Raw genomic sequence first — 21,705 nt, forward strand, 5'->3', positions numbered from 1 at the left:
GGGTGCTGCCTGATCTTCAGCGTGGCGTGCCGCGGCTGTGCAGACCGGCACTCCGTCCGGCTCGGGGAACGCGCCTTCACGCGGCTCTTCGGCAGCCTGCGGACCACCGGTGGCCTGACCTGCGCGCGGGAACAGTCGCCCTGACACCGGATCCGGCCCGGCACCGTGAACCCGGCGCCGGGCCGGCGCCGGACGGCTCCTAGACTCCGTCCGTGATCGCACCCTCGAACCCGCACCTCGCCCAGCTCCTCGACCAGTCCGCTGAGGGGGATTCCGGCGCCATGGACGTGTTCATCGCGTTGTTCGACGGCGGGATGTACGTCCCGATCGCCGCCCCCGGCCAGGTGATCACGGGCTGTAACCCGGCGGGTGAGCGCATCCTGCTCGGGTTCGCCGACGCCGGGCTGGGCCGGGACGTGCCGGCGGCCGTCGGCACCTCGTACTGCGACGCGGCCGAGCTGATGGCGATGCTGGCGGGGACCGGCGCCGTCGAGCTGGTGCTGCGCTCCCGGCACGGTCAGGCCCGCCTGCCCCGGCTGGCACTGGAGCGCTGGGCGGACAGCTTCCCCGGCGACCGGCTGCGGCTCGACCCGGTCACCGGCCCGGACGCCCGGGCCCTGCACGAAGCGCTGACCCGCCGGGTATCCGGGTTCCCGGCGGTCTGCGCCGCCTGGCTGTCCCGGGCCCACTGGCCGGACTCCGACTCGCTCGAACCCCAGCTCCTGCTGCACGTCGCCGTGGACGAGGACTCGCCCGGCCCGGTCGCGAACCACCTGCTGCGGGCCCTGCTGCAGGAGGAGGCCCTGCGCCATCTGTCCTACCCCGAGGTCGCCGTCGTCCCACTGCACCCCGTCGCGCACGCGCACACCATCGCCGAGCTGGACGGCCTCGGCCTGGCGAGCGTCCGCAACGACGCCAGGCCGACCCGTTCGAGGTAACCGCCCTCGTCGCTCCGCCCCATCTGGGCCGAAGCCGACCCTGCCGACATCGCCTTCGCCGGTGCGGTCGGGTTCAGCTCGCCTCGAACTTCTGCAAGCCGGCTTGGACATCGTCGAAGTTCATCACCGGTACGAAGGTGATCTTGGCGCCGAGGTGCTGGAAGAACGGTTCAGCGATGCTCGGGATGTCGGACGGCTCCTTGAGGTCGAAGACGATGTATCCGGTGCGCTGCCCGTCCTTCGCGCCGAAGTACGCGGCCTCCGGCTTGATCCGCTCGAATACGGACTTCATGGTGTGGGCCAGCGTCTTGCCGGTGATCGCCTCGTTCGCCTTGTCGGTATCCATCTGGACCGTCAGCAGCACCCTCATGGTTGTTCCACCTCTGGTTGGCGTTTGGCACACCCGTGCCTCCTGCACATCGTGACCGCGCCGCGGGGCCTCGGCACCCGGGGTATGGCATCGGGGGGACGAGTGTCCAGATACTTCATGGGGCCATCCTCTTGATGCCGATCAGTCGTCACGGGTCGGCAGCGATCGTCACGTGCACGCCGCGGTAGTTCTCGACCCGGGCGCGGGGCCGTGTCCGCCCGTCAGATCCCCTTCAGAGGGAAGCGGGTCCGACAATCATGCCGATGACGTGCAGCCCCTCGCGGGTCTGGTCGAGCCGGTCGGACACCGCGATACGGGCACTCTGCCTCACCAATGCGGCGGCACCCAACCCGGGCCGCGGCGAGATCTGCACCTCGATCGCGCCACGGCCGTCGTCTGGGTCGATCACGGCTCAGTCATGCCCGGCGTTTGCCCGGTGCGCGGCCAACCGGGCGACCGTGACGTCACCGTCAACGCGGCCCGACGCGAGCAGCTCGGCGGTGCCGAGCGAGGTGGTGGTTCGTGGTGTCCTCCAAGGCCGCGGCGGAGTGCGACGGCCGGTGGTCAGGTGGGTGGGTGCGGTGTCGCGGCGCCGTAGGACCGGACACGAGGGTCGTCCCGGGGCCGTCCGGGTGATAGCCGGTCGCTTTGGGTTCCGGGCGCCGAGCATCGGGAGCACGCTGGCCGCATGGGGGCCGGGCCGGAGGTGCGCGGTGGATGGCGATGATGAGGGGCCGGCGGCGCTGGTGGTGGTCGGCTTGGTGTGCGTGGTCGGCTTGGTGCTGTTCGTGCGGTGGCTGCTGGGCCACTGACTCCCTGGATCAGGTGGCGTGCGCGCCGTCGGAGCGACGGAGAAACGCGCCGCCGCAGTCCCGGACGAGGTCGGACAGCTGGAACAGATCGACCTCGCCCGTGTTGGCGAGGCTGACGAGTTCATCGGCGGTGCGCGTCCAGTCGGCGAGCTGCGCCGCGATGAACCCGGCACGACGTGCCTGTTCCTCGGCAGGGAAGTAGGCAATCAGCCGGCCGGAGTGGTGTGTGAGTCGCCACTGGACCGACGGGCGGTCACCTTCAGCGGCGGGGGTGGGGTGGATGTACAGGCCGGGCGCGACGAGCTGCGCCTGGACGCTGACTGGCGTCGAGCCGCTTTGAGGCACGGTCAGCGGGCCGGTGGCAGGTCGGAGCATGGCGATCTCCTCGCGGAAGGTGTCGTTGGTGTGGTCAGCGGGCGCGGGCGGCAGCGCGCTGCAGCAGACTCCGGCGAGTGGAACCGGCCGGACGAACGAGACCGCCGGGGACGGCGAGGAGGAGATGGAGGAGGCCGTAGCCGTCTGAGGAGCCGGCCATTGCCATTCCGAGGTTGATTCCCATGGTTCTGATTCTTCGGGGATGAGGGCGCGCAGGCGGCTTGGCGAGTTCACCGCGGGCGACGTCGACCGGCGGGGGCTCGGGCAGCGCTCCGCCGGCCGTACTTGTCGCAGTGGACGAAGCCTGGGCCGGGACGGCGGCCGCGGCCAGGACGGCGGCGCGAGGAGCCCACGCCGGCTCCGTTGGCCCTCCGTTGCCACCTGCGGTGCGTGGTCGCTCTTGTGGTCACCACCCGGCTCCGTTCGCCTGCTTCGCCGAACGGGGGTTCGGTCGTGGCTGGCGTGGGGAGGTTCGTATGACGTGCGTCGGGGTCTTCGGCCGCGCCGGGTTCTTCCTGTTCGACGACCAGATCGACGTTCCCGTGGGGGTGAGTCCGCCGGCGCTGTCGGTCCGCGAGGACCTGATCGAGCTGCTGCACTTTCCGCCGGGCATCGAGTACCTGGCCGCGAACCTGACCGAGGCCGCGGACCGCCAAGCCGGCATCCGCCCGGGCAGCTGGGAGTGGATGCGCCTGCGCCGCAAGGTGATCGGTGTCAGGCCCTCGATCGACCTGTGTGAGCGGGTCGGGCATTTCGAGGTCCCCGCACCCGCCGGCAGCACCACGCCCTCCTCGACGCCGTCACCCGCCGGGCTTCCGACCTCGCGCACTCCTGGGCGACGGTCCACGTGGCAGGCGTCCAGCAGTGGCTTCGCGACACCCCCGGCACGGCTGGTTCCCCGCTCGGCTGAAGGGAGAGCCGAGCCTGTCGGGCTCGGAAGGTCATCGCTGCACCTCACGTTCGGGCTTCGGGACGGCCGACCGCCGGATGGCTCAAATGCTCCGTCCCCGCACTGGTGCCCGCTTAGCCTGGCGACATGGGTGCAGACGACAAGCAACAAGAAGTGGCCATGAGTGACTCGGAGTTCATCAGCGGAACCGCCCTGATCCTGCGGTCCCTCTGCTCCGATCCTGGCCGACGGGCCATCACCACCGCCGACGGCGTCGAGATCAGCGCCGGTGACTTCGCCGCCGCCACCTACCGCCTCGCCCACGAGCTCCTGGCTCGGGGTGCGGTGCGCGGCACGACCGTCACCTTACTTACCGGCAACACCGCCGAGGCCCTGAGTGCCCGCTACGCCGCCACCCTTGTGGGCGCGCGGGTGGTGAACCTGTACGACGGCATGAGCGCCCCGGTGCTGGCCGAGATCACGGCCAGCGTCGACACCGCCGTCCTGCTCGTGGATGCCGAACGGTACGCGGACGCCGCCGGGTTGCTGCCACTGCTCGACGTGCCGACCGTCCTCACCCTGGGCCCCGGCCCCGAGACCGTCGGCGAGGACGTGATCGCCGCCTCCGCAGGCCGGCCCGCCGAGCCGCCGGCCGTCCGGATCACTCCGGAGGACGACCTCGGCATTCGCCACACCGGCGGCACCACGGGCATCCCCAAGGGCATCCTCAGCCTGCACGGCCCCTACCGCAGCCTGTTCGACACGCCGTTCGACGGCCGTCCGTACGGCGAGGCGCCCCGCCTCCTCGCGGCCTCCTCGCTCGCCCATCTCGCGGGCTTGTTCGCCGATGTGACGCTGTACCACGGCGGCTCGGTCGTCATCCAGCGCACCTTCGAGCCCGGGGACGTGCTGGCGGCGATCGAGCGCGAGCGCATCACCGACCTCTGGGTCCTGCCGCCGCTGCTCTACCGGCTGCTCGACCACCCCGCGATCGGCCGTACCGACCTGTCCAGCCTGCGGCGGATCTCCTACGGCGGCAGCACCTCGTCGCCGACCCGGACACGCGAGGCGATCAAGGTGTTCGGGCCGGTCCTGGTGAGCATCTACGGGATGTCGGAGGCCCAGAAGATCGCCGTGCTCCTCCCGAGCGAGTTCGCCCAGTTCGACGGTCGCGGCCAGATCCCGGTCGGCCGGCCCTTCCCGTACGTCGAGGTGGTGATCCGCTCGATCGAGGGTGAGTGGCTGCCGGTCGGCGAGCAGGGCGAGGTCTGCGTCCGCTCGGCCCACCTGATGGCCGGGTACTGGAAGCACCCCGAGGCCACCGCCGAGGTGCTGCGCGACGGCTGGCTGAAGACGGGTGACATCGGCTACTTCGACGAGGACGGCTACCTCTACCTGGCCGACCGGCTCAAAGAGAAGATCATCGTCGTCGGCGGGCACGTCTACCCGTCCGAGGTGGAGGAGCTGCTCCTCAGTCACCCCGCGATCGCCCAGTGCTCGGTCTTCGGCCTGCGTGACGCCCAGGAGACGGAGCACGTGCACGTCGCGGTCGTTCCGAAGCCGGGGCAGCGGCCGGAGCTGGACGACATCCGCGCGTTCGTCACGGCGAACAAGGGGCGGATCTACGCACCGGAGGCCCTGCACGTGGTGGCCGAGATCCCGCTGACGTCCGTCGGCAAGCCGGACAAGAAGCAGCTGCGCGAAGCCTTCGCGGACTGATCCCGCCCGGAGCGTATCCTCCGGCTCCCGGGGAAACGCCCCGGGCCCCGCGCGGGTCCCGGATGCCTAGAGGCGCCGACCCGCCGGGCTGGACCTGCAGACCAACGTCCTCCACGCCGGCGGGGGCAAGCAGGGCGCCCACCAGCGTGTCACGATCTTCCACTTCTTCAAGGGGGCCGTGTTCCACCTTGCCGCACTGGCAGAACACCTGACGTATCAGACCTACCGGATCGACCGTGACCTGGGGCAGGAAGAGGCGCCGTTCAGGAAGGGGTAGACGGGCGGACCCCAGGGGCAGTGATAAGAACTCGTAACACGATCTTGCTGATCGTTGCTGGTGGGGCGTGACCGATGTGACGATTCGTCCGTTCGTGATGGCGTGAGCAACAAACCGTGGATCGTGGACGACGAGCTGTAGGCCCGGATCGAGCCGCTGCTGCCAGTCTGGCCGGAGCGGTCGCCGGGCCCTCGCCCGGTGGACGACCAGCGGTTCTTGCAGGGCATCCTGTTCGTGCCGTACACCGGCATCACCTGGCAGCAGTTGCCGCTGGAACCGGGCTTCGGCTCCGGGCAGACCTGCTGGCGCCGGCTCGGCCGCTGGAAGGAGGCCGGGGTGTTCGACTGGACGCGCGTGTGTGTGGACGCCTCCCATGTGCGCGCGAAAAAAGGGGTGAGGCAACCGGCCCGTCGCCGGTCGACCGCCGCAAGACCGGCAGCAAACACCACCTGATCAGCGACGGCGGCGGCATCCCGTTCCGCGTGATCACCACCGCTGCCAACGTCAACGACGTCACCCAGACCCCTGCCGGCCGGGTCGGTCACCCCCGCAAGCGCCCGGACGCCCTGCTCGGCGACAAGGGCTACGACAGCGACCCCAACCGCCAGGAGCTGCGAAAGCGCCGGATCCTGCCGATCATCTCCCGCAAGGGACCTTGGGACATCATCGGTCTCGGCAAGCTCCGCCACGTCGTCGAGCAGACCTTCGCCCAGCTCCACCAGTTCAAGCGCCTCGCCGTCCGCTGGGAACGACGCCTCGACCTCCACAACGCCTCGAGGGGCGAGGATGAGGGGGTAGCCCGGATGCTCGGGCGGGATGGTGCGGGTCGGGAGGCGGTCGGCGAGGGCGGTGACGGTCTTGCGGGTGATCGCGAGGTGCTCGAGCTGGGTCTCGGCCTCCCGTAGCCGGCCCTGCAGCTCCTCGATCTGCGTGCGGAGGTCGTCGGCCAGGCCCTGAGCGGCCTGTTCTTGGAGGTCGAGTACGTCGAGGAGGGGCTGGATGCTCATGTGCTCGCCGCCTGCGGGTCGCGCCTGGTGGGCGTGCTCGAGCCGGTCAGGCGGCGGGCCATGTCAGCCCCCCAATCCCCGTCGGCGCCTGTCGGCGGGGGCACCCCGTATAGCCTCCGCACCACCGCCACGGTAGCCCGGGTCACCGGGCGGGCAGCCATGTCCATGCCCCGGCACGGCCGGCCTTCCACCAGCCCGACCCCAGGCGCGTCCCCGTCGCTTCCGGGCTCGGCCGTCTGCGGTGGCTCCCGACCACAAAACCATCTTGCTCCTGTTACGAGCTCATAGCGCCGGCAGAGCCGCGTCGTTCTCGCGTTCTGTCCGAGTTGATGGTTGATCAGGTAGATTGCGATGTTTCGCGGCTGGCTGCCCGAAGCTGAGATGGAGGCGGGCACGGGATGATGAGCGGGCAGGCACGGTCTTCCGTCGTGGTGATCAGGGACTCGACACCTCATGATCACCGGAAGGCCGGTTCGCCGGCTCCGCGCGCTGGCCGCCTGGGAGCCTGCGGTCAGCCCTTCACCGGCCGGCGCTCCCCCGCGCGTTTGACGATGCGGTCGCCTTCCCCGAGGGCGGCCCATGTGGCGCTGTCCACCAGGTAGCTCTGTTCAGTGCCATCGTCGCAGCGAACCAGGAGCCGGTGTTCGGTGTGGGTGTTACCGCTGGTCAGCAGGACGCGAGTGCTGTGGCGCCCGACGACCACACCCTCGTAGACCCGGGCCGATTCGTGCCGGGCGCGCGCCCGCGCGCTCCGGACCCACAGGAGGATGATCCACAGGACGAGTACCACGCTCGTTGTGACCACCACAGCCCCCTGCCACGCATTCTCCGCGCCCGCCCACGCCCCGACTGCGGTACGGGCGCTACTCCTGGCAGTCTAAATCCTCGGCGGGCGAGTCGATCCGGGCCAGCAGGCCGCGCCCGTACGGCAGTCGGGGCGTGGGCGGTGACGTGGCGCGCCGGGGAGGGCGGCACGGGGGCCGGTGCCCGGTGGTGCGAAGCGACATGGAAACGACGAGGACCGTGGAGGATGTCAGCGGTGCCGACTGCCGGACGGTGAATGCGCCGCTTGGTTTCACCGATCGGCATCACCTCGGTGACCATGGCGGCGTCGTTCTCGCGGTGTGTCCGGTTCGATCACATGATGCCAAGGTGATGAGCGGACGGGTGGCATCGCGTGCATGGTGGCGTAGACCGGCGGCGATGTTGCTGCGGCCGGTCAGTCGGAGTGCGCCGATGGCCAGGTTGCGAAGGGCGGCCATGGCGCGGGGTGCGTTTCCGCGGCGAACGCGAGAGGCGTCCTCGCCGTAGGTCACGTCCCTGACGTGGATCTTGTTCTCGATGCCCCAGTGTTCCCGCGCCCGGCGGGCGATCTCGCCCGCACTCGCCTGATCGGCGGTCAGGCTGGTGACGGCGTAGACGTGTTCGAGGCTGACCCTGCCGGTGGCCACGATGCGTCGGCGGCGCACGGCCTGCAGGGCCTGGGCGGCGTGCGGGAAGGGCAGCTTGGCCACGGTTGCGGTCTTCATCCTCCGGATCTCGTCGTGCCCGTGGGCGGTCGCGGGGGTCTCTTTGGCCGTGCGGGCGGTGCCGGGCCTTGTCGTGCGTTTGGGGTGGTAGGTCTGCGTCGGGAGCGCCGTGTCCCATCTCGCGGGCTCGGTCGATTTCAGTAGTGGCGCGTCGCGGGTGTGGGTCGACAGGCCGCACCGGCGGCGGGTGTGGTCTTCGGCCGATGGCCGCACCGGCTGGTTCACGGAGGAGGGCCGGACCCCGGAGGGCGGCGAGGTGCTCGGTTCGGGTGCCGGTGCTTCGCTGAACGTTCCCTCCTACGACTGCCTGCGCACCTTGCCGACCGGCCCGCGGGAACTGCTGCGGAAGATCTATGCCGAGACGGAGGGGCCGGCAGCAGTGCGGATCAGGAGGCTTTCGTGACCATCGGTGACCTGATCCGCGAACAGGCGGTGCCCGGCAGGCTCGCCGCCGCGCTCTGCCAGGCTGCGGCCGGTATCCCGGGCGTCGTCCTGGTCGACGCCGCCACCGATGCCGCCGGCCGTACCGGTATCGCCATCGCCCGGACCGACACCGCCAGTGGCTCCCGCGATGAGATCGTCTTCGACCGCACCTCGTACGCCTTCCTGGGCGAGCGCAGCGTCCGGGTCACCGAGGCCAATGGGGTCAAGCCCGGCACCGTCACCGCTGATACCGCCGTCCTCAAGCGCGCCGCCGCTGACGCCCCGGGCCACCGGCCGGGCACCGCACAGGCCTGACCACCCGGCCCGCCGCCCCCCGGCCTCTTGCCCGGGGCGGCGGGCGCAGGGATCCGACTCCTCGTCAGGAACCGCCACTACGGTCCACCGCGGGTCGGGTCCGGCGCCGTCTGCGCGGGGCGGTCTCCTGGCGGCTTTCGGCCATCGGAGGCTGACGCGGGGACACCAGTCGACCTGCCCTGCGGTCTTGCGGCGTGTCCCATTCCCTGCGAAATCCGCCCGAACCGGCTCCCCGCGCGGGGGCCGCCACCCGGTGGTGGCCGCAATTCGGTCATCCCCGCCACTCTCCGCCGCTTGGGAGTTGGCTGGGATGGTGCTTTCCGGGGGTGGCGCCTCGTCGAACCATGGACTGTGTTCGCACGGCCACGGGGGGCAAAAGTGCGTATGGATACGAGCTGGGCGGATGTGCCCGAGCCGCCGTGCCCGGTCGCTGTCGAGGGTGTCAGCGCGCGGGAGGGATTGGTGTGGTGGCAGCGGATGGTGGGGCGGGTGGTCGCGCCGTTGACGATTTCCACCGCCTACGCCGACTGTTTCCGGGGGACGGCGGTCGCGTTGCGGGCCGCCCGCACCGAGGTGGCCGCGTTCTCGTTCTCACCGATGTCGTGGCGGCGGACGCCCGCGCATATCCGGCAGGCGGATTCGGAGAGTTACTTCCTGCTGCTCGTCCATGGCAGCCCGGTGAGGTTGGAGCAGGGCGGCGCCAATACCAGGTTGCGGGGTGGTGAGCTGACTCTCTTCGATACCTCGCATCCGCTGGCCTGCGAGTTCGAGGATCATGGCCGGCAGTCGCGGGTCACCTTGATCCGACTGTCGAGGGCGGACCTGCCGCTGCCCCAGGGCCGGGTGGATGGTTTGCTCGCCACCCGCCTCCCGGTCCGGGCGGGCTCGGGGGCCCTGCTCGTGGGCTACCTGGCGGGGCTGCGTGCCGATGCCGCCCAGTGCGAGGCGACCGAGTTGCAGCGCCTGGGGGCCGTCGGGTTCGACCTGGCCGTCGCTTTCCTGGCTGCCCGGCTGGACGGTTCGGCCACCTTGCCGGCCGAGCCCCGGGCCCGGGTGCTGCTTGCGCGGATCGACGCCTTCATCGACCACAACCTCGCCGATGTGAACCTGAGCCCGGCTGTTGTCGCGGCGCACCATCACATCTCGGTCCGCAGCCTGCACGGTTTGTTCCGGCAGCAGGCGGAGACGGTCGGTGCCAGGATCCGCCGTCTGCGGCTGGAACACAGTCGGGCGGATCTGGCCGACCGGCGCCTGCGTCACCGGACGGTCGGCGAGACCGCCGCTCGCTGGGGGTTCCGGCATCCGGCCGACTTCAGTCGGGCTTTCCGGGCCGCGTACGGGGTGGCGCCCAGCGAGTTCCGCAGGCAGGCCCCGGTGGACCCGAGGCGGTGAACGGCGGGGCCCCGGCTCACCGCCTGAGCGGTGAGCCGGGGCCCGGTCGGGTCACATCCGTCAGCAGGGGCTGAGCCAGTAGACCCAGCTCCAGGGGGCGTTGGGGTCGGAGCTGTAGCCGCCGGGCGAGGTCCAGCCGACGGTCCCGTCACTGCGGTAGAACCTCGCGTACAGGGTGGAGCGCTGGTTGTTGATCCAGGACCCGTTGGCATACCAGGGGATCGGGGTCAGGGTGTTGCAGGTGAAGAGCTGGATGGAGTCGCCCTGGAAGTTCGGGGCGCTGTAGGCGCACACGTAGGTGTAGGGGCAGGTCGAGGCGAACGGTGCGGCGCTGTTCGCGGTGAGCTCGCGGGCGCGCTGCTCGCCGGGCAGGGCGAGCAGCAGCACTCCACCGCCCGCCAGGGCGATCTTGTTGACAGCCACCTGGGTGCCACCGGTCTTGGCGATGTATCCGGCGGCCCGGCTCTGCAGGCTCCTGGCCTGGGCACTCGTCAGCCCCAGGCTCCTGGCCTGGGCGGAGAAGTCCGGGTGGGAGCCGCCGGTGGCCGCGCCGGCCGTACCGGCGGTGGTGGCGAAGGCGAGGAGCGCCATCATCAGGGCGACGAGGGCCTTGCCCCACGTGGTGGTCTTGGGGGAGCTGTGGTCTGTCACGGAGTCACCTTTCTGCGTCAGGTTGCGCATGGTGGTGGCCACCACTGTGCCCCGCCCGACTGCCCCGGCCCTTAGCAGGGAGCGCAGACTTCCTTCGCACAGAGCGCTGCCCCGGCCCGCCCGCCGCCGAACCACGCGAACCACACCGTCCAGACCCGCGCGTTGTACGCCTACCTGCGCCGGCGCAACGCCGACGCCCGCCACTTCGACGTCACCGGAATCGACTCGGGGTGTTCCCCGGCCGGTCTTCGCGGCCCCCGGTGGGCTGCGCCGCGCTGCGCTCTCCAGACCTGGTGGCGACGAGTGGCGCGGAGTCGGCCCGGTGTGGTGTCCCACCGAATGCCCCGGGCGGGACGCCGGCGGGCGTGGCGGGAGCGGGCGCCGGCCTTGTCCGGGACGGGTCCGACCCCCCCGGGCCATCAGGGGCGGGGGAGGGGTGGGCGAAGCGAGTGAGCGCGGTCGGCCGTGCATCGGCGCCGACCGCGCTCACTCGCCACCTTCACACGCTCGCTCGCTACTTCAGCAGTTCACCGGCACATCGATGGTGACCGGGGTGTTGAACTTCCCGAAGGAGGCGACCGAGAACGAGCCGTGCACGGTCGAGCCGCATGGCACGGTCCCGCCCACGCCGGCGACCTGCAGCGTCTGGCCCTGGAAGTGAAGCGACTGCTGAACCGTCCCGAGGGTGTCCCCGCCGGCGACGTTGCCGGTCAGGGTGACCACGACGTCCTCCTGCAGCGGGGCGGGGCCGGCCAGGCCGAGCCGGCCCGTGAGCTGGACGGTGCCGTCGGTCACCGTGGCACACAGCTTGGTCCCCAGGCCCGCCTGGAGGCCGTAGCTGCCACAGGTCGTGGTCGTGGTGGTGGCGGAGGACACCGTCGCGGCACCGGCCGGAACCGCGCCGGCCAGAGCGATGCCCATGGCGCCCAGCATGCCGGCCGCCGTCAGGATTGTGCGAGTCATGGGGTTCTCCTGGTTCGTGGGGGCTGCTGGACCCATCCAGAGCCGTTGCAATGTGATATTTCACATGCCATCTGAATGTGAGGCACCGTCAACTTGAACATCCTGCGGCTAGTTGAAGTGGATCTCGGCATGCGATCGCCACCGCCGGATGGCTGCGGCCCACGCTGTAGTGCGCCGAGCACTGCCGCCCCGCCCCGCCCCGGCGTCCGGGCGGACCGGCGGGTGGCCGCCGGCGAGGGCCTGGGGGGCGCGGATGCGCTGCCGGGCGGCCTGCTCGCCGGTGTCGGTCGGGGCGAACGGTAGCCGCGGGAGAGCGTGTGGTGCCGGTGTCGGGCCGGGAGCGCGCCCGGTCGGGGTGTGACAGTGACGCGCGGCCCACGGACCCTTCCGGTCACCTGCCGCTTCCGTGGCTCTCGCGGTCCCGGATCCGCTGAAACCGGGCCTCGCGAAGAATCCCGGCGGCATTCATGTTCCGTGAACAAAGCCAGCGCGGGGGTGTTCGTGGCGCGGGACGTGTGGTGGCTGGCGACGTTGCTGTGCGGGCCGAGCCTGGTGGCGCTGGCCCGGATTTTCGTGCTGCACCGTAGCGACCAGCAGGACCTGCAGACAGGTGGCGGCGGCGCTACCGCGGGCGCTGGGTCATGCTGGGTGCACGCTTCCTGATGAACGCCACCATGCCCCTCGTCGAGTCGCCCCAGCCCCCGCTCGGTATGCCGATTTCGCCACCGGCGGGGGTCGGCCCATCCGGTCGGCCCGGTAACCGGGTGCGGGGGCGGATGGGTGGCCGGTTCATGGTGGTGGGGTCGGGGCTGTCGCCCCGGGTCCGGTCCGGTCTGGGTGGGGGGAGTGGCGATGGGGCGGGTCCGCGTGCATGGTCGGCGGCTACCGGATCCTCGCCGAGGCGTCGGCTGTGGGTCTCCGGCGGCGTGGGTGTGCGGGTGGTCTTGGGCCCGGTGGCCGGTCCCTGGGTGGAGACGGCCCTGGCCCGGGCCACCGCTGCGGGTGGCATCGTCGTGGTGTACGGCGGTCTCAGTGGCGAGCCCGCTGCGTTCCGCCGGCCGGCGGTCGGCAAGGGTCTGGCGTTGCGCGGGTGCCTGGTCTTCGGGACCACCTCGGATGCCGAACGCCGTTGCTGGGCCGGGGAGTTCGTCCGGGCGGGGTTGCGGGAGGGTCGGCTGTGGCCGGCTGTGGGCCGGACCTTCCTGCTGGACTGGGTGGTCGATGCGCACGGCTGTCTGGAGTCCGGCCGGCGGGTCGGCAAGATCGTGCTCACGGTGGCCGGTTGGGCCGCAGAACGCGCTCGGTGGGGCTGTCCTGATCGATCGGCCCCGCCGGCCACGTGGACCCGGAGAGCTCCGACTCGTCCAGGGGGGTCGGCAGCGTCTTGTCGATGGTGGTGCGGAAGGCCTCGTTCGTCGTTCGTCGTTCGTCGGCTGGTGGCTGGTGGCTGGTGGCTGTCATCGGTGATCGGCGGCTTGTGCCGCAGGTGCGCGAGGGCGTCATGGGTGGGCTTGACGTGCTGTTTGAAGGCTTGGCCGAACTGTTCCATCGCCTCGGCGGTGGCCGGAACGAGCGCTTGCGGTTCGGGGTGGGCGGTCGTGTTCGGGTTCATGCTGTTCCGGATGCGGGCCACGCCGTAGATGTGTTGTTCGGGCAGGTTGGTGACGCGGCTGGCTGGTGTTTGTCCTGCGATGCCGGTGTGGGGTCGGTGGTAGTTGTACCAGTGCAGCCAGTCGGGAAACGCCTTCATGCGGTTGTGGTCGGAGGTGTAGGGCTGTTGGTAGGCCCACTCCTCGAGCAGGGTGCGGTGGAAGCGTTCGACCTTGCCGTTGGTCTGGGGGCGCCAGGGTCGGGTCCGGCGTGGGCTGATTCCCAGTTGGTGGCAGGTGTCGCGCCAGGTGTTCTTGCTGTAGGCCCAGGCGTTGTCGGTCAGGACGCGTTCGACGGTGATGCCCAGGGACGCGAACCAGGCGGTTGCCCGGGTGAGGAAGGCGGCGCATGTCGGTGCGGTCTCGTCGGGCAGGTCCTCGGTGTAGGCCAGGCGGGAGTGGTCGTCCAGTGCGGTGTGCAGGTAGGCGTAGCCGGTGCCGCTGCGGTTGCGTCGACCCTGGGCCCGGCCGAGTTTCTTGACGTCGATGTGCACGAGTTCGCCGGGCCGGCTGCGTTCGTAGCGGCGCACGGGCTCGCCGGTGGCCCGGTCGAGGGTGCGATGCCGCAGCGCATGGCCAGTCTCAGCGGGCCGATGCGGTGCTCGCGCCGCAGCCGCAGGACGTGTTCCTCCACCCGGGCCGGGGTCCTGTTCGGCTGGTGGTGGGGGCGGCTGGTGCGGTCACTTATTCCGGCGATGCCGTCCTGCCGGTAGCGGGTGGCCCAGCGTGCGGCGGTGGTGTGGCTGACCTGGAACCGTTCCGCGGCCCTGCGCAGGGGCCACCCGTCATCGACGACACAGCGGGCCAGCCGCAAGCGGCCGGTCTCGGTCAGCGGGGCGTTACGGTGGGGCACGAGGGCCTCCTGAACTCGGTCGAGACGTCGCAATCCCCACCGAGCCAGAAGGCCCTCACCCGTTCAAGCACCAACCACGCGTGTCACCAACGTCCCCGAACAACACACGTAGAGCCGCCACTGCCGCAGTGGGGAGCCGTCGGCGAGGAAGTCCTCGCCGGGCGGGCCCTTGTGGAGGGCGCGGCCGATGTGAGGGCGCATCATCAGCCGGCGGAAATCCAACTGTCACCGGCTCCCGGAAGGCCTGGGGCGCCGCTGCGGGTGCTGCTCCGGCGGGTCCGGGCTGCCATCTGGCATGGCGGCCCGGACTGCACCGGGATCCTCAACGGATCCTCGACGGGATTTCAGCCCTCTTCCCACGAGACGCTGTAGAGGGGGTAGCTCGTGTTCTGCAGCTTGTCGCCGTTGTTGCACCACGCGTCGGAGATGCTGCCGGCGGTGACCCAGTCGCCGTAGTTCGTGTAGGTGGTGCCGGCGTGGATGCAGTAGACGGCGGCCCGGAACACCTCGAAGTTCGGGCACATCACCTGCCCGCCGTCGTTCGGTCCCATCACCCATCGGCTACAGGGGGCTTGCGCGGCCGCCGGCCCGGCGGCCGCCAGCTGGGCCACCCCGCCACCGAGGACCATCAACCCGGCCGTTGCCAGACCGACGAGACTCCTGCGAAAAGCCATCTGCCACTCCCTTGGGCATTAGCTGATATGAGTATTGTCATCACCACTGTGCATCCTGGCTTACGTATCGTCAATGTCCCATCAGATAAGCCCACCTGACTCAGCGTCATGCGGCCCAGTCCCAGGGGTCACGTCCGTCGGAGTGGTGGCTCAAGCGAGCCAACGGTCAGGCCATCACTGCGCGTAGCTGCGGAGCCTGGCCTGTTGACTCTCCGGCTCCCGGATCCCGGCAGCCGCGACGCACCAGGAACTGCTGACCGGGCGTCGGAAACAAGACCGGATCGGCGTTTCCCTGGTCGTCAACGTCCTACGGCGACCGTCGGGCCGACGCCCGTGAGTGGGCCCAGCACCGCCACCAGCACCGACCATCGCCCAAGCCCAGCGGCCACCGAACGCCCTCACGCGCAACGCGGACTGCTCCGCTGCGCCCTGTGCGTGCGCAAGGGGCAGGGCGACTTCGACAACGGCCACCCCCACCCCCCACTACCGCTGCCGCTACTTTGGCGAATGCGCCCAGAGCCACGCCGTCGACCACCCGCCGACCGTCTGCCTGCGCGAGGACGCGCTGCTCCCCGCCCTCGACGGCTGGATCGGTACCGTCCTCGCTTCCGGCAGGCTCAAGTGCACCATCCACGAAATGCAAGAAGCCCAAGCCGTCAGCGGCCCTGATTCATCGACCGGACCCGTGGCCGGCCCGGGCTGCTCGGAACGGCGGGCGGCCTGCGAAGTGGCGGGTTGCCGTGCAGGGTCACGCCGTGGCCGGTCCGGCGCGGGGTGCTTGCGCGCGCGGGGCTTCTGGAGCCTGCCCGCCGCGTCCCTCGGCCGGGTTTTCGCGGTGGCAGTGCGCCACGTCTTGGGGAGGGGGAGTCGGTACCGCCGGATTTCGGCGGGATCAAACGCCACCTGATGTGACGGTGTGTGAGATGCCGTTGTCGGAGCAGTCGGAGCAGTCGGAGTAACCGGGTGGTGTGGGCCGTTCGTGGCCGTCACGCTGTGCGTGTCGATCACGGTCCGGGGCAGTGAGGCTGCTGGTGAACAGGTCCGTGCGGTGCTGCCCGCGGCAGGCTCCGCCGGGCCCGTCGCGGGCAGGCGCTGTCGGGACGGGAACCATCGGGGCGGGGACTGGCGGGATTCGAGCGGGAACGAGGAGAGGGGCGGTCGTGGGTGGGAGCGGCGAGGAGCGGGGGCGGTTGGGTGGGCGGATCTGCGTGATCGCCGGGGCGGGCGGGGCGATCGCCGGTGCTGTCGCGGCACGGCTGGTTGCCGAGGGTGGGCGGGTGGTCGGGATCGACCGGCAGCCGCCGGACGGCGTCGGCTTTCCGCTGTTCGTGGCGGACCTGCGGATCGAGGCTGAGACGCGACGGGCGTTCGAGCGTATCCATGCGGAGTTCGGCGGGATCGACGTGCTCCACGTCAACGCCGGCCCCATGGATCGCGAGGACCACGGCCTGTTGGAGACGCCCCACGAGGTCTGGGAGCGGGTCTTTCGGGCCGTCCTCACCCCTGCGGTGCTCAGCTGCCGCTACGGGGTGCCGGTGATGAACCCTGGTGGCTCGGTGGTGCTGACCGGTTCCTTCCTTGCGGGTATGGGTGCGGCGACCGCCCAGATGGCCTTCTCCGCGGCCAAGGCGGCGGTGACCCAGCTCGGGCGCGACCTGGGCACGCATCTGGCACGGCGTGGCATCCGGGTGAACACCCTGGCCCTGGGGCCGGTCGAGGCCCCGCAGACCCGTGCCATGTTCGATCGGATGGGGGAGGAGGAGACCCGGCGGCGTTTCGCCCACATCCCGATGGACCGCTTCGCCACTCTCGAGGAGGTCGCGGGCGCGGTCGCCTTTCTCGCCGGCCCGGACTCGGGCTACCTGACCGCCTGCGAACTCCCCGTCCATGGCGGTATCCGCGCCGCGTACACGCTCCCGGACCACTGAGCCCCCGCTGCCCCTGCTGCCCGCCGTCCCGCCCGCTGCCCGCTGTCGGGCCCCGCGGCCCCCGCTGCCCGCTGCCCGCCGCTCGCTGTCGGGGGTTCGTGCGTGTCGGGCTCGCGGTGCCGGCGTAGGGCGGCGGGGGGCCTCGATGTTCTTCGTCAAGTGCGTGGGGCGGCTTCGGTCCGGGTTCGATCTTCGTCGTGGGGCATGAGAGCGTCTGGTTGTGTCGGAGATGATGAGTGGGTTGGAGGCGGCCTTGGCTGAGGCTTCGTCTCCTTCGTGGTCGCAACGTGTTCGTGCCGGGCGTGATCTTGCTTCCTTCGCTGATGTTCCTGAGGCTGCGGAAGCGTTGGTGGGCCTGCTGCTGGACGTCGAGGACACGGCGGTGACTCGACAGACGGCAGAGACCCTGGCCCGGGTGGGGACGCTGCCGCCGTGAGGCTCATCGCTCTGGCGGTCGCCAGGGCGGTCGCCAGGGCGGTCGCCGGGGCCGACGTCGGGGCCGACGATAGTGATGGCGAGTGGATGCAGACCGGAGTGCATGACGCGCTGGCGGGTCCGGATGGTGTGCCGGACGTCGCAGTGGTCTGCGGGTGGCTCGCCCAGGGCCCGGAAGAAGCTGTCTGTCTGGCTGTCGCGGAGATCTCGACGTGGACAGGCACAAGATGTTGATGTGAGTCGAGCTGTCTGTGGGCTGGTTCATGCAGTCATCACCTGGGGGACGCGGGCTTCGTGGAAGGTTCCGTCGCGGAGCATGGCGAACCGGACGTCAATCCGGTGTCTGGTCAGGCGGAGGGGGGCTTGGGTATGACGTTTGCCCTGGCCGGTCTTCTTGTCGTAGTAGGTGCGGGAGGCCGGGTCGCCGAGTGAGGCGAACGCGGCCAGGAGCAACGCCCGTTTCAGCTGCTTGTTGCTGCGGCGGGAGGGTTGCTCGCCGCGTATGGAGGAGCCGGAACTGCGGGTGGCGGGGGCGAGGCCGGCGTGGGGGGCGAGGTGGGCGGCGGTCGGGAACGTGCTGGCGTCGCCGGCATCGGCACCAGGACGCGGGCACCGGTCCTGGTGGCGATGCCGGGAATGGGGGTCGGGATCTGCGACAACGGGTGCTCGTGCGGCAGCTCCTGGATCCGCTTCTCCAGGAGCTTGCGCCGGTCGAGGACGGCCCGCGGTGAGCCGGCCAGGCTCGGCACGATCAGCGCGGCTGCCTCGGTGCCCGGGGCGATCACGGTCTGCTCGTCGAGCGCGCTGGGGATGTCCTCGACGAGGCGCTCGAACGTGCGCGGGGCCAAGGGCCGGGCGATGCCGAGCGGGCGGCGGCGTCCGGCCTTGCGCAGGGCGGCCGGTGAGCCGAACCGCTCCAGCAGGGCCGGCACCGCCGGGGGGTCGATCCTGGGCCCCAGCACGTGTTCCAGGTGCGGGTGGATCTGGGTGAGCAGGCCGCGCGGGTGGTTGGCGATGCGGGTCGCCTCGCCGGCGAGGTCGTCGTCGAAGCCGACGATCATCTCCAGCTCGGCGGTGGGCTCGTCGGTGGGCTCGGCGGTGGGCTCGTCGGTGGGCTCGATGCCGCGCAGGGTGTGCGGCATGGTGCGGGCGGGGTCCGCGATGACGAAGGCGTCGCGGGCGTCGGTCTTGGCCTCGCCGGGGTAGAGGTCGGCGATGTAACCCTCCGGTTCCGCGATGCCGCCGGACACTGAACGCCGCCGGCAGACGCAACCGCGCGCATCCCCGACTCGCGGAGGTGGCCGTTGGCGCAGTCGCGGGCCGCGACGACCGGGCTCGGGACCCTCGTGACAGCGTCGGCAGCCCTCGATGTAGCGTCCCGGTGATCATCACCGTCAGGAGGACATGCGTGGAACCCCGACAGCCGGTCGATCCCAGGGAGCCCGCTCTCGGATACCAGTGGTCCGCCATCCTGGCCAGCCTGTGCTTTGCGGCGGGCCAACTGACCGTCCTCTACGCGGGTAGCAGGAAGCTGATCGGCCTCATGGCCCTGCTCTACCTGTTGTTCCTCATCGTCAGCTACATCGTCGGCGCTGTGTGGCTGCGCCGCTGCTGGACGAACGCCGCGTTGCTGGACCCCGGTGGCCAGCCGTTCGGCCGCGGTTGGGCGAGTGCGGGGTGGGTCGTGCCAGGGCTGAACATCTGGACGCGCTGGCGCATCACCCTGGGACTCTGGCGCTCCAGCGGGGTTTCAGGAGCGCCCCTGCTCGTGCATCTGTGGTGGGGCGTGTATCTCACCTCCATGGTCGCGGGCCTCGCGGCCGGGTTCCGGGACCTGCACACAACCTGTGTGCTGCTCAGTGTGGCGCTCGGGCTGGTTCACACCGTCGTGTTCGTCGTGGTCATCCGGCGCGTCACGGCCCGTCAGGTCGAAGCCCTGGACATCCGCCCAGCCGCTCTGTCGGCGACTGGCCCGGTCCCGGGTCACGAGCGGCCCGCCACGGCCTCCGTGCCCGCGGTCACGCCCCGCCTTGCGGATACCGGTCGTGAGAGCGCCGGTGTTCCCGATGCAGGGGAACTCGCGCGGGATGCGGGCGAACCGAGCGGGGGCGGTGGGCAGAGCGGTGTTGATGCGCGCCGTCCTCGCCCGCCGCTCACCGGACGGCGCCGGTTTTTCGGGACCGCTGCCGGTGCTGTCGTCACCGTCGGCGGGGTGGGCGCTGTGGTGGCCCTGCACCGCAGGACGTCGCGGCCGGGTCTTGCCCCTGACCGGCCGGCCGTGATGAGCTCCTCCCGGACGTGGATCTTCCTGACCTCGGGAGCTGTGACCACCACGCCGGCGGTGTCCGGGAGCATGGTGTATGTCGCGAGCGCGGATCGTCATGTCTATGCCGTCGACGCCGCCACCGGCGCCCGGAGGTGGGCTTTTTCCACCGGCGACGGCACCGTGTCGTCGCCGGTGGCGGCCGGCGGGGCGGTGTTCGTCTGCGGCGGCAGCAGGTTGTACGCCCTCGATGCCGCCAGTGGCACTGTGAAGTGGGCCTACAGCGTGGTCGACGGCTTCGGGTCGTCGCCTGTGGTCGCGGGCGGGACGGTCTACGTGAACGGCGGCGCCGACCTGCATGCCGTCGACCCCCTCAGCGGCACCGCGAAGTGGACCTACAGCACCGGCTCCACCCTGGGGGCGTCGCTGACCGCCGCGGACGCGACGGTCTACACCGGTGGCGGTGCGGACGGCACTCTCCACGCCGTCGAGGCCGCGACCGGCACCAAGCGGTGGATCTGCACCGCCGGCGCGGGCGTCAACTCGCCCACCGTCGCCAACGGGGTCGTGTACTTCGGTAGCGACGACGATCTGCTGTACGCCGTCGACGCCGCCGGCGGTACTACGAAGTGGACGTGCGCCACCGGCACCGAACAGTGGCGCTTCAGCGGAGGCGCGTTCGCCGTCACGACCGTGGCAGTGGCTGACGGCGTGGTGTACTACGGCCGGGCCGGAAACATCTACGCCGTCGATGCCGCCAGCAGCGCAAGGAAGTGGACCTCCAGCTTCGGCCCGAGCGCTGCGTCCCACCTGACGGTGGCCGGCGGCGTGGTGTACGCCGGCGGTGATGGCCTCCACGCTGTTGACGCCGCCACCGGTACCAAGAAGTGGTCCTACGCCGTCAACGCCAGCACTGGTTCGCCCACCGTTGCGAACGGGGTCGTGTACTTCGGCGGTGTCGACGGCAACCTCTATGCCATAGACGCCACCACCGGCGCCCCCTCCGCCTGAACGGCCAGAGCCTCGGAACTCCCCGCTCTCGTACTCCACACGACGCTGCGTAGCCATTCACCGAGCCGAAGACGACGCCGTCCCGGTCGTCACTACGACCTGGGGCTGCCGGCCGCCGGGGACGTGAGTGGCCGCAACGAGCTGATCGCCGCGCATCTCGCCCGCCTGGAGGACCGGCTCGCGCAGGCGCGCGGCGCCGTCGAGTCGCTGCGCGACCTGCTGGCGCGCCCCGGGCACGGGCCGGCCATCGAGTACCGCACGGTCCGTGAGCAGGCGGCGATCGGGATCCGTGAGGTGGTGGACCGCCGGGACCCGGCGGGCTGGTGGCAGGGGGCGCTGGGTGAGCTGCGCGCTTCACCGGCGCCCGCGCGGTGCGCACCACCGGCCCGATGGGTGCTCTCTTCGCGACCGGGTTGCTGGAGGACGAGCGTGGCCAGGCGCTGGTGTTCGTCCCCGTCGAGGGCCCGGTTCGCCCGGTCGCCCGGTCGGCTGGATCGAGGCCGTGCTCGTGCCCGGTGCGGAACTCGCGGTCGCCGTCCACCGCGGCACCCTGCAGAGCATCGACCTCACCTACGGCGACCTGGGCACCCACGCCACGCGCCACGCGATCAGTGTGGACGGCCCGCTGCGCGAGTTCTACCTGCGCAGCCCCCTGGACGTGGCCGACGAGCACGAGTTGGTCACCGAGGTCGGCTGGCCGACCTTCCGCGCGAGCAGTTGACGGGGCCGTTCGGAGGCTGCCGGTTCCGCCTGGGTGAGTGGATCTCGCGGCAGCGCCGCGACGCGGCCCACCTCACCCGCGGGCAACCGGAAGCTCTGCAAGCACCGCACATGCACCGGATCCCCCGGCAGCGAACCCCCGGCAGTGAACCTCCTTCCCCCGGTGGGGAAGCCGGCGTCGAGGAACCTCGTCCCGGGCGTCATCGGGCGACACGCTCGCGCACTGCGGAGGCATTGTCCTGTGACGGTGTACTTCGGCCGTGTGCTGTTTGAGGATTGGTCACTGCTACCGGACGACGATCCCACCGCTGGCGGCGATGTTGTCGAAGCCCTTGGTGACATGGCCGGCCTCGTGACCGCCCTGTCCGGCAAGGTGGTCGGGGTGGGGACGGATCGCCTCACACTCGGCGAGGAAGTCATCGATCTCGTCCCGCTCTACGCGGAGATCGTCGCCCTCGAGTCGGGGAAAGAACCGGGAGCCCAAGGCCCGGATCGCCTCGGATCCCCTCGGA

General features: G+C 70.9%; 21 protein-coding genes and 4 pseudogenes. 14 read left to right on the plus strand and 11 right to left on the minus strand.

Features of this window, described 5'->3' with window-relative positions; genetic code table 11:
• Nucleotides 1–212 precede the first annotated feature (212 nt).
• On the plus strand, nt 213–938 hold the full coding sequence (locus AC060L_RS32205; RefSeq protein ID WP_483802517.1) for a hypothetical protein: 726 nt from the start codon (nt 213–215) through the stop codon (nt 936–938).
• 73 nt (nt 939–1,011) lie between these two features.
• Here AC060L_RS32205 and AC060L_RS32210 read toward each other — a convergent pair whose 3' ends face one another.
• The 3 genes from AC060L_RS32210 to AC060L_RS32220 form a co-directional block, all read right to left on the minus strand.
• A complete protein-coding gene (locus AC060L_RS32210; RefSeq protein WP_483802518.1) occupies nt 1,012–1,308 on the minus strand; it encodes a DUF3303 family protein in 297 nt (98 codons plus the stop codon).
• 232 nt (nt 1,309–1,540) lie between these two features.
• On the minus strand, nt 1,541–1,717 hold the full coding sequence (locus AC060L_RS32215) for a hypothetical protein (protein ID WP_483802519.1): 177 nt from the start codon (nt 1,715–1,717) through the stop codon (nt 1,541–1,543).
• A gap of 412 nt (nt 1,718–2,129) precedes the next feature.
• Entirely contained in the window at nt 2,130–2,495 is a 366-nt protein-coding gene (locus tag AC060L_RS32220) for a hypothetical protein (protein WP_483802520.1), read from the minus strand.
• Between AC060L_RS32220 and AC060L_RS32225 the strand changes: the two genes are divergently transcribed.
• The 4 genes and pseudogenes from AC060L_RS32225 to AC060L_RS32240 all read left to right on the plus strand — a co-directional run.
• Nucleotides 2,494–2,643, plus strand: coding sequence for a hypothetical protein (locus tag AC060L_RS32225; protein WP_483802521.1), 150 nt, complete (start codon nt 2,494–2,496; stop codon nt 2,641–2,643). The two genes, AC060L_RS32220 and AC060L_RS32225, sit on opposite strands and share 2 nt — an antisense overlap.
• A 328-nt stretch (nt 2,644–2,971) precedes the next feature.
• The gene (locus tag AC060L_RS32230) at nt 2,972–3,568 is read left to right on the plus strand and encodes a terpene synthase family protein (RefSeq protein WP_483802522.1); all 597 of its coding nucleotides are present in this window, start codon (nt 2,972–2,974) and stop codon (nt 3,566–3,568) included.
• A complete protein-coding gene (locus tag AC060L_RS32235; RefSeq protein ID WP_483802523.1) occupies nt 3,565–5,103 on the plus strand; it encodes an AMP-binding protein in 1,539 nt (512 codons plus the stop codon). Before AC060L_RS32230 ends, AC060L_RS32235 begins: the two co-directional genes overlap by 4 nt.
• Before the next feature lie 424 nt (nt 5,104–5,527).
• Nucleotides 5,528–6,153, plus strand: a pseudogene (locus AC060L_RS32240) (IS5 family transposase); the annotation flags it as partial.
• A 745-nt stretch (nt 6,154–6,898) separates the two neighbouring features.
• On the opposite strand, the gene AC060L_RS32245 reads toward AC060L_RS32240, so the two are convergent.
• Nucleotides 6,899–7,192 (minus strand): DUF7489 domain-containing protein, encoded by a 294-nt coding sequence (locus tag AC060L_RS32245; protein WP_483802524.1) that lies wholly within the window; start codon nt 7,190–7,192, stop codon nt 6,899–6,901.
• Nucleotides 7,193–7,475: 283 nt separating this feature from the next.
• The gene (locus tag AC060L_RS32250) at nt 7,476–8,141 is read right to left on the minus strand and encodes a transposase (RefSeq protein ID WP_483802525.1); all 666 of its coding nucleotides are present in this window, start codon (nt 8,139–8,141) and stop codon (nt 7,476–7,478) included.
• Here AC060L_RS32250 and AC060L_RS32255 point away from each other — a divergent pair.
• The 3 genes from AC060L_RS32255 (at nt 8,026) to AC060L_RS32265 (ending at nt 10,046) form a co-directional block, all read left to right on the plus strand.
• Entirely contained in the window at nt 8,026–8,319 is a 294-nt protein-coding gene (locus tag AC060L_RS32255; protein WP_483802543.1) for a hypothetical protein, read from the plus strand. The genes AC060L_RS32250 and AC060L_RS32255 overlap by 116 nt on opposite strands.
• Nucleotides 8,316–8,654 carry a hypothetical protein gene (locus tag AC060L_RS32260; protein ID WP_483802526.1) on the plus strand — a complete coding sequence of 113 codons (339 nt, stop codon included), beginning with the start codon at nt 8,316–8,318 and terminating at the stop codon, nt 8,652–8,654. Before AC060L_RS32255 ends, AC060L_RS32260 begins: the two co-directional genes overlap by 4 nt.
• A 384-nt stretch (nt 8,655–9,038) precedes the next feature.
• Nucleotides 9,039–10,046 carry a helix-turn-helix domain-containing protein gene (locus AC060L_RS32265; RefSeq protein ID WP_483802527.1) on the plus strand — a complete coding sequence of 336 codons (1,008 nt, stop codon included), beginning with the start codon at nt 9,039–9,041 and terminating at the stop codon, nt 10,044–10,046.
• A 60-nt stretch (nt 10,047–10,106) separates the two neighbouring features.
• On the opposite strand, the gene AC060L_RS32270 is transcribed toward AC060L_RS32265, so the two are convergent.
• On the minus strand, nt 10,107–10,697 hold the full coding sequence (locus tag AC060L_RS32270) for a peptidase inhibitor family I36 protein (protein ID WP_483802528.1): 591 nt from the start codon (nt 10,695–10,697) through the stop codon (nt 10,107–10,109).
• Nucleotides 10,698–10,826: 129 nt separating this feature from the next.
• Between AC060L_RS32270 and AC060L_RS32275 the strand changes: the two are divergent.
• Nucleotides 10,827–10,910, plus strand: a pseudogene (locus tag AC060L_RS32275) (integrase); the annotation flags it as partial.
• A gap of 306 nt (nt 10,911–11,216) precedes the next feature.
• Here the strand turns inward: AC060L_RS32275 and AC060L_RS32280 are convergent.
• A complete protein-coding gene (locus tag AC060L_RS32280; RefSeq protein WP_483802529.1) occupies nt 11,217–11,660 on the minus strand; it encodes a hypothetical protein in 444 nt (147 codons plus the stop codon).
• A 791-nt stretch (nt 11,661–12,451) separates the two neighbouring features.
• Here AC060L_RS32280 and AC060L_RS32285 point away from each other — a divergent pair.
• The gene (locus AC060L_RS32285; RefSeq protein WP_483802541.1) at nt 12,452–13,300 is read left to right on the plus strand and encodes a zinc-binding dehydrogenase; all 849 of its coding nucleotides are present in this window, start codon (nt 12,452–12,454) and stop codon (nt 13,298–13,300) included.
• Here the strand turns inward: AC060L_RS32285 and AC060L_RS32290 are convergent.
• Nucleotides 13,300–14,162 (minus strand): annotated as a pseudogene (locus AC060L_RS32290) (IS481 family transposase); the annotation flags it as partial. The gene AC060L_RS32285 and the pseudogene AC060L_RS32290 sit on opposite strands and share 1 nt — an antisense overlap.
• Before the next feature lie 344 nt (nt 14,163–14,506).
• Nucleotides 14,507–14,836, minus strand: a complete 330-nt coding sequence (locus tag AC060L_RS32295) for a hypothetical protein (protein WP_483802530.1) — start codon at nt 14,834–14,836, stop codon at nt 14,507–14,509.
• Between the two features lie 1,208 nt (nt 14,837–16,044).
• Here AC060L_RS32295 and AC060L_RS32300 point away from each other — a divergent pair.
• The gene (locus tag AC060L_RS32300) at nt 16,045–16,764 is read left to right on the plus strand and encodes an SDR family oxidoreductase (RefSeq protein WP_483802531.1); all 720 of its coding nucleotides are present in this window, start codon (nt 16,045–16,047) and stop codon (nt 16,762–16,764) included.
• A 220-nt stretch (nt 16,765–16,984) separates the two neighbouring features.
• Nucleotides 16,985–17,200 (plus strand): hypothetical protein, encoded by a 216-nt coding sequence (locus tag AC060L_RS32305; protein ID WP_483802532.1) that lies wholly within the window; start codon nt 16,985–16,987, stop codon nt 17,198–17,200.
• A 260-nt stretch (nt 17,201–17,460) separates the two neighbouring features.
• Here the strand turns inward: AC060L_RS32305 and AC060L_RS32310 are convergent.
• Nucleotides 17,461–18,416 (minus strand): annotated as a pseudogene (locus AC060L_RS32310) (transposase); the annotation flags it as partial.
• Nucleotides 18,417–18,607: 191 nt separating this feature from the next.
• On the opposite strand from AC060L_RS32310, the gene AC060L_RS32315 reads away from it, so the two are divergent.
• On the plus strand, nt 18,608–20,473 hold the full coding sequence (locus tag AC060L_RS32315) for an outer membrane protein assembly factor BamB family protein (protein WP_483802533.1): 1,866 nt from the start codon (nt 18,608–18,610) through the stop codon (nt 20,471–20,473).
• A 502-nt stretch (nt 20,474–20,975) separates the two neighbouring features.
• Nucleotides 20,976–21,194 carry a GyrI-like domain-containing protein gene (locus AC060L_RS32320; protein WP_483802534.1) on the plus strand — a complete coding sequence of 73 codons (219 nt, stop codon included), beginning with the start codon at nt 20,976–20,978 and terminating at the stop codon, nt 21,192–21,194.
• 285 nt (nt 21,195–21,479) lie between these two features.
• Here the strand turns inward: AC060L_RS32320 and AC060L_RS32325 are convergent, their stop codons facing one another.
• Nucleotides 21,480–21,677, minus strand: a complete 198-nt coding sequence (locus tag AC060L_RS32325; protein ID WP_483802535.1) for a hypothetical protein — start codon at nt 21,675–21,677, stop codon at nt 21,480–21,482.
• Nucleotides 21,678–21,705: the final 28 nt, after the last annotated feature.

The organism is Kitasatospora sp. NEAU-69, from assembly GCF_057158765.1.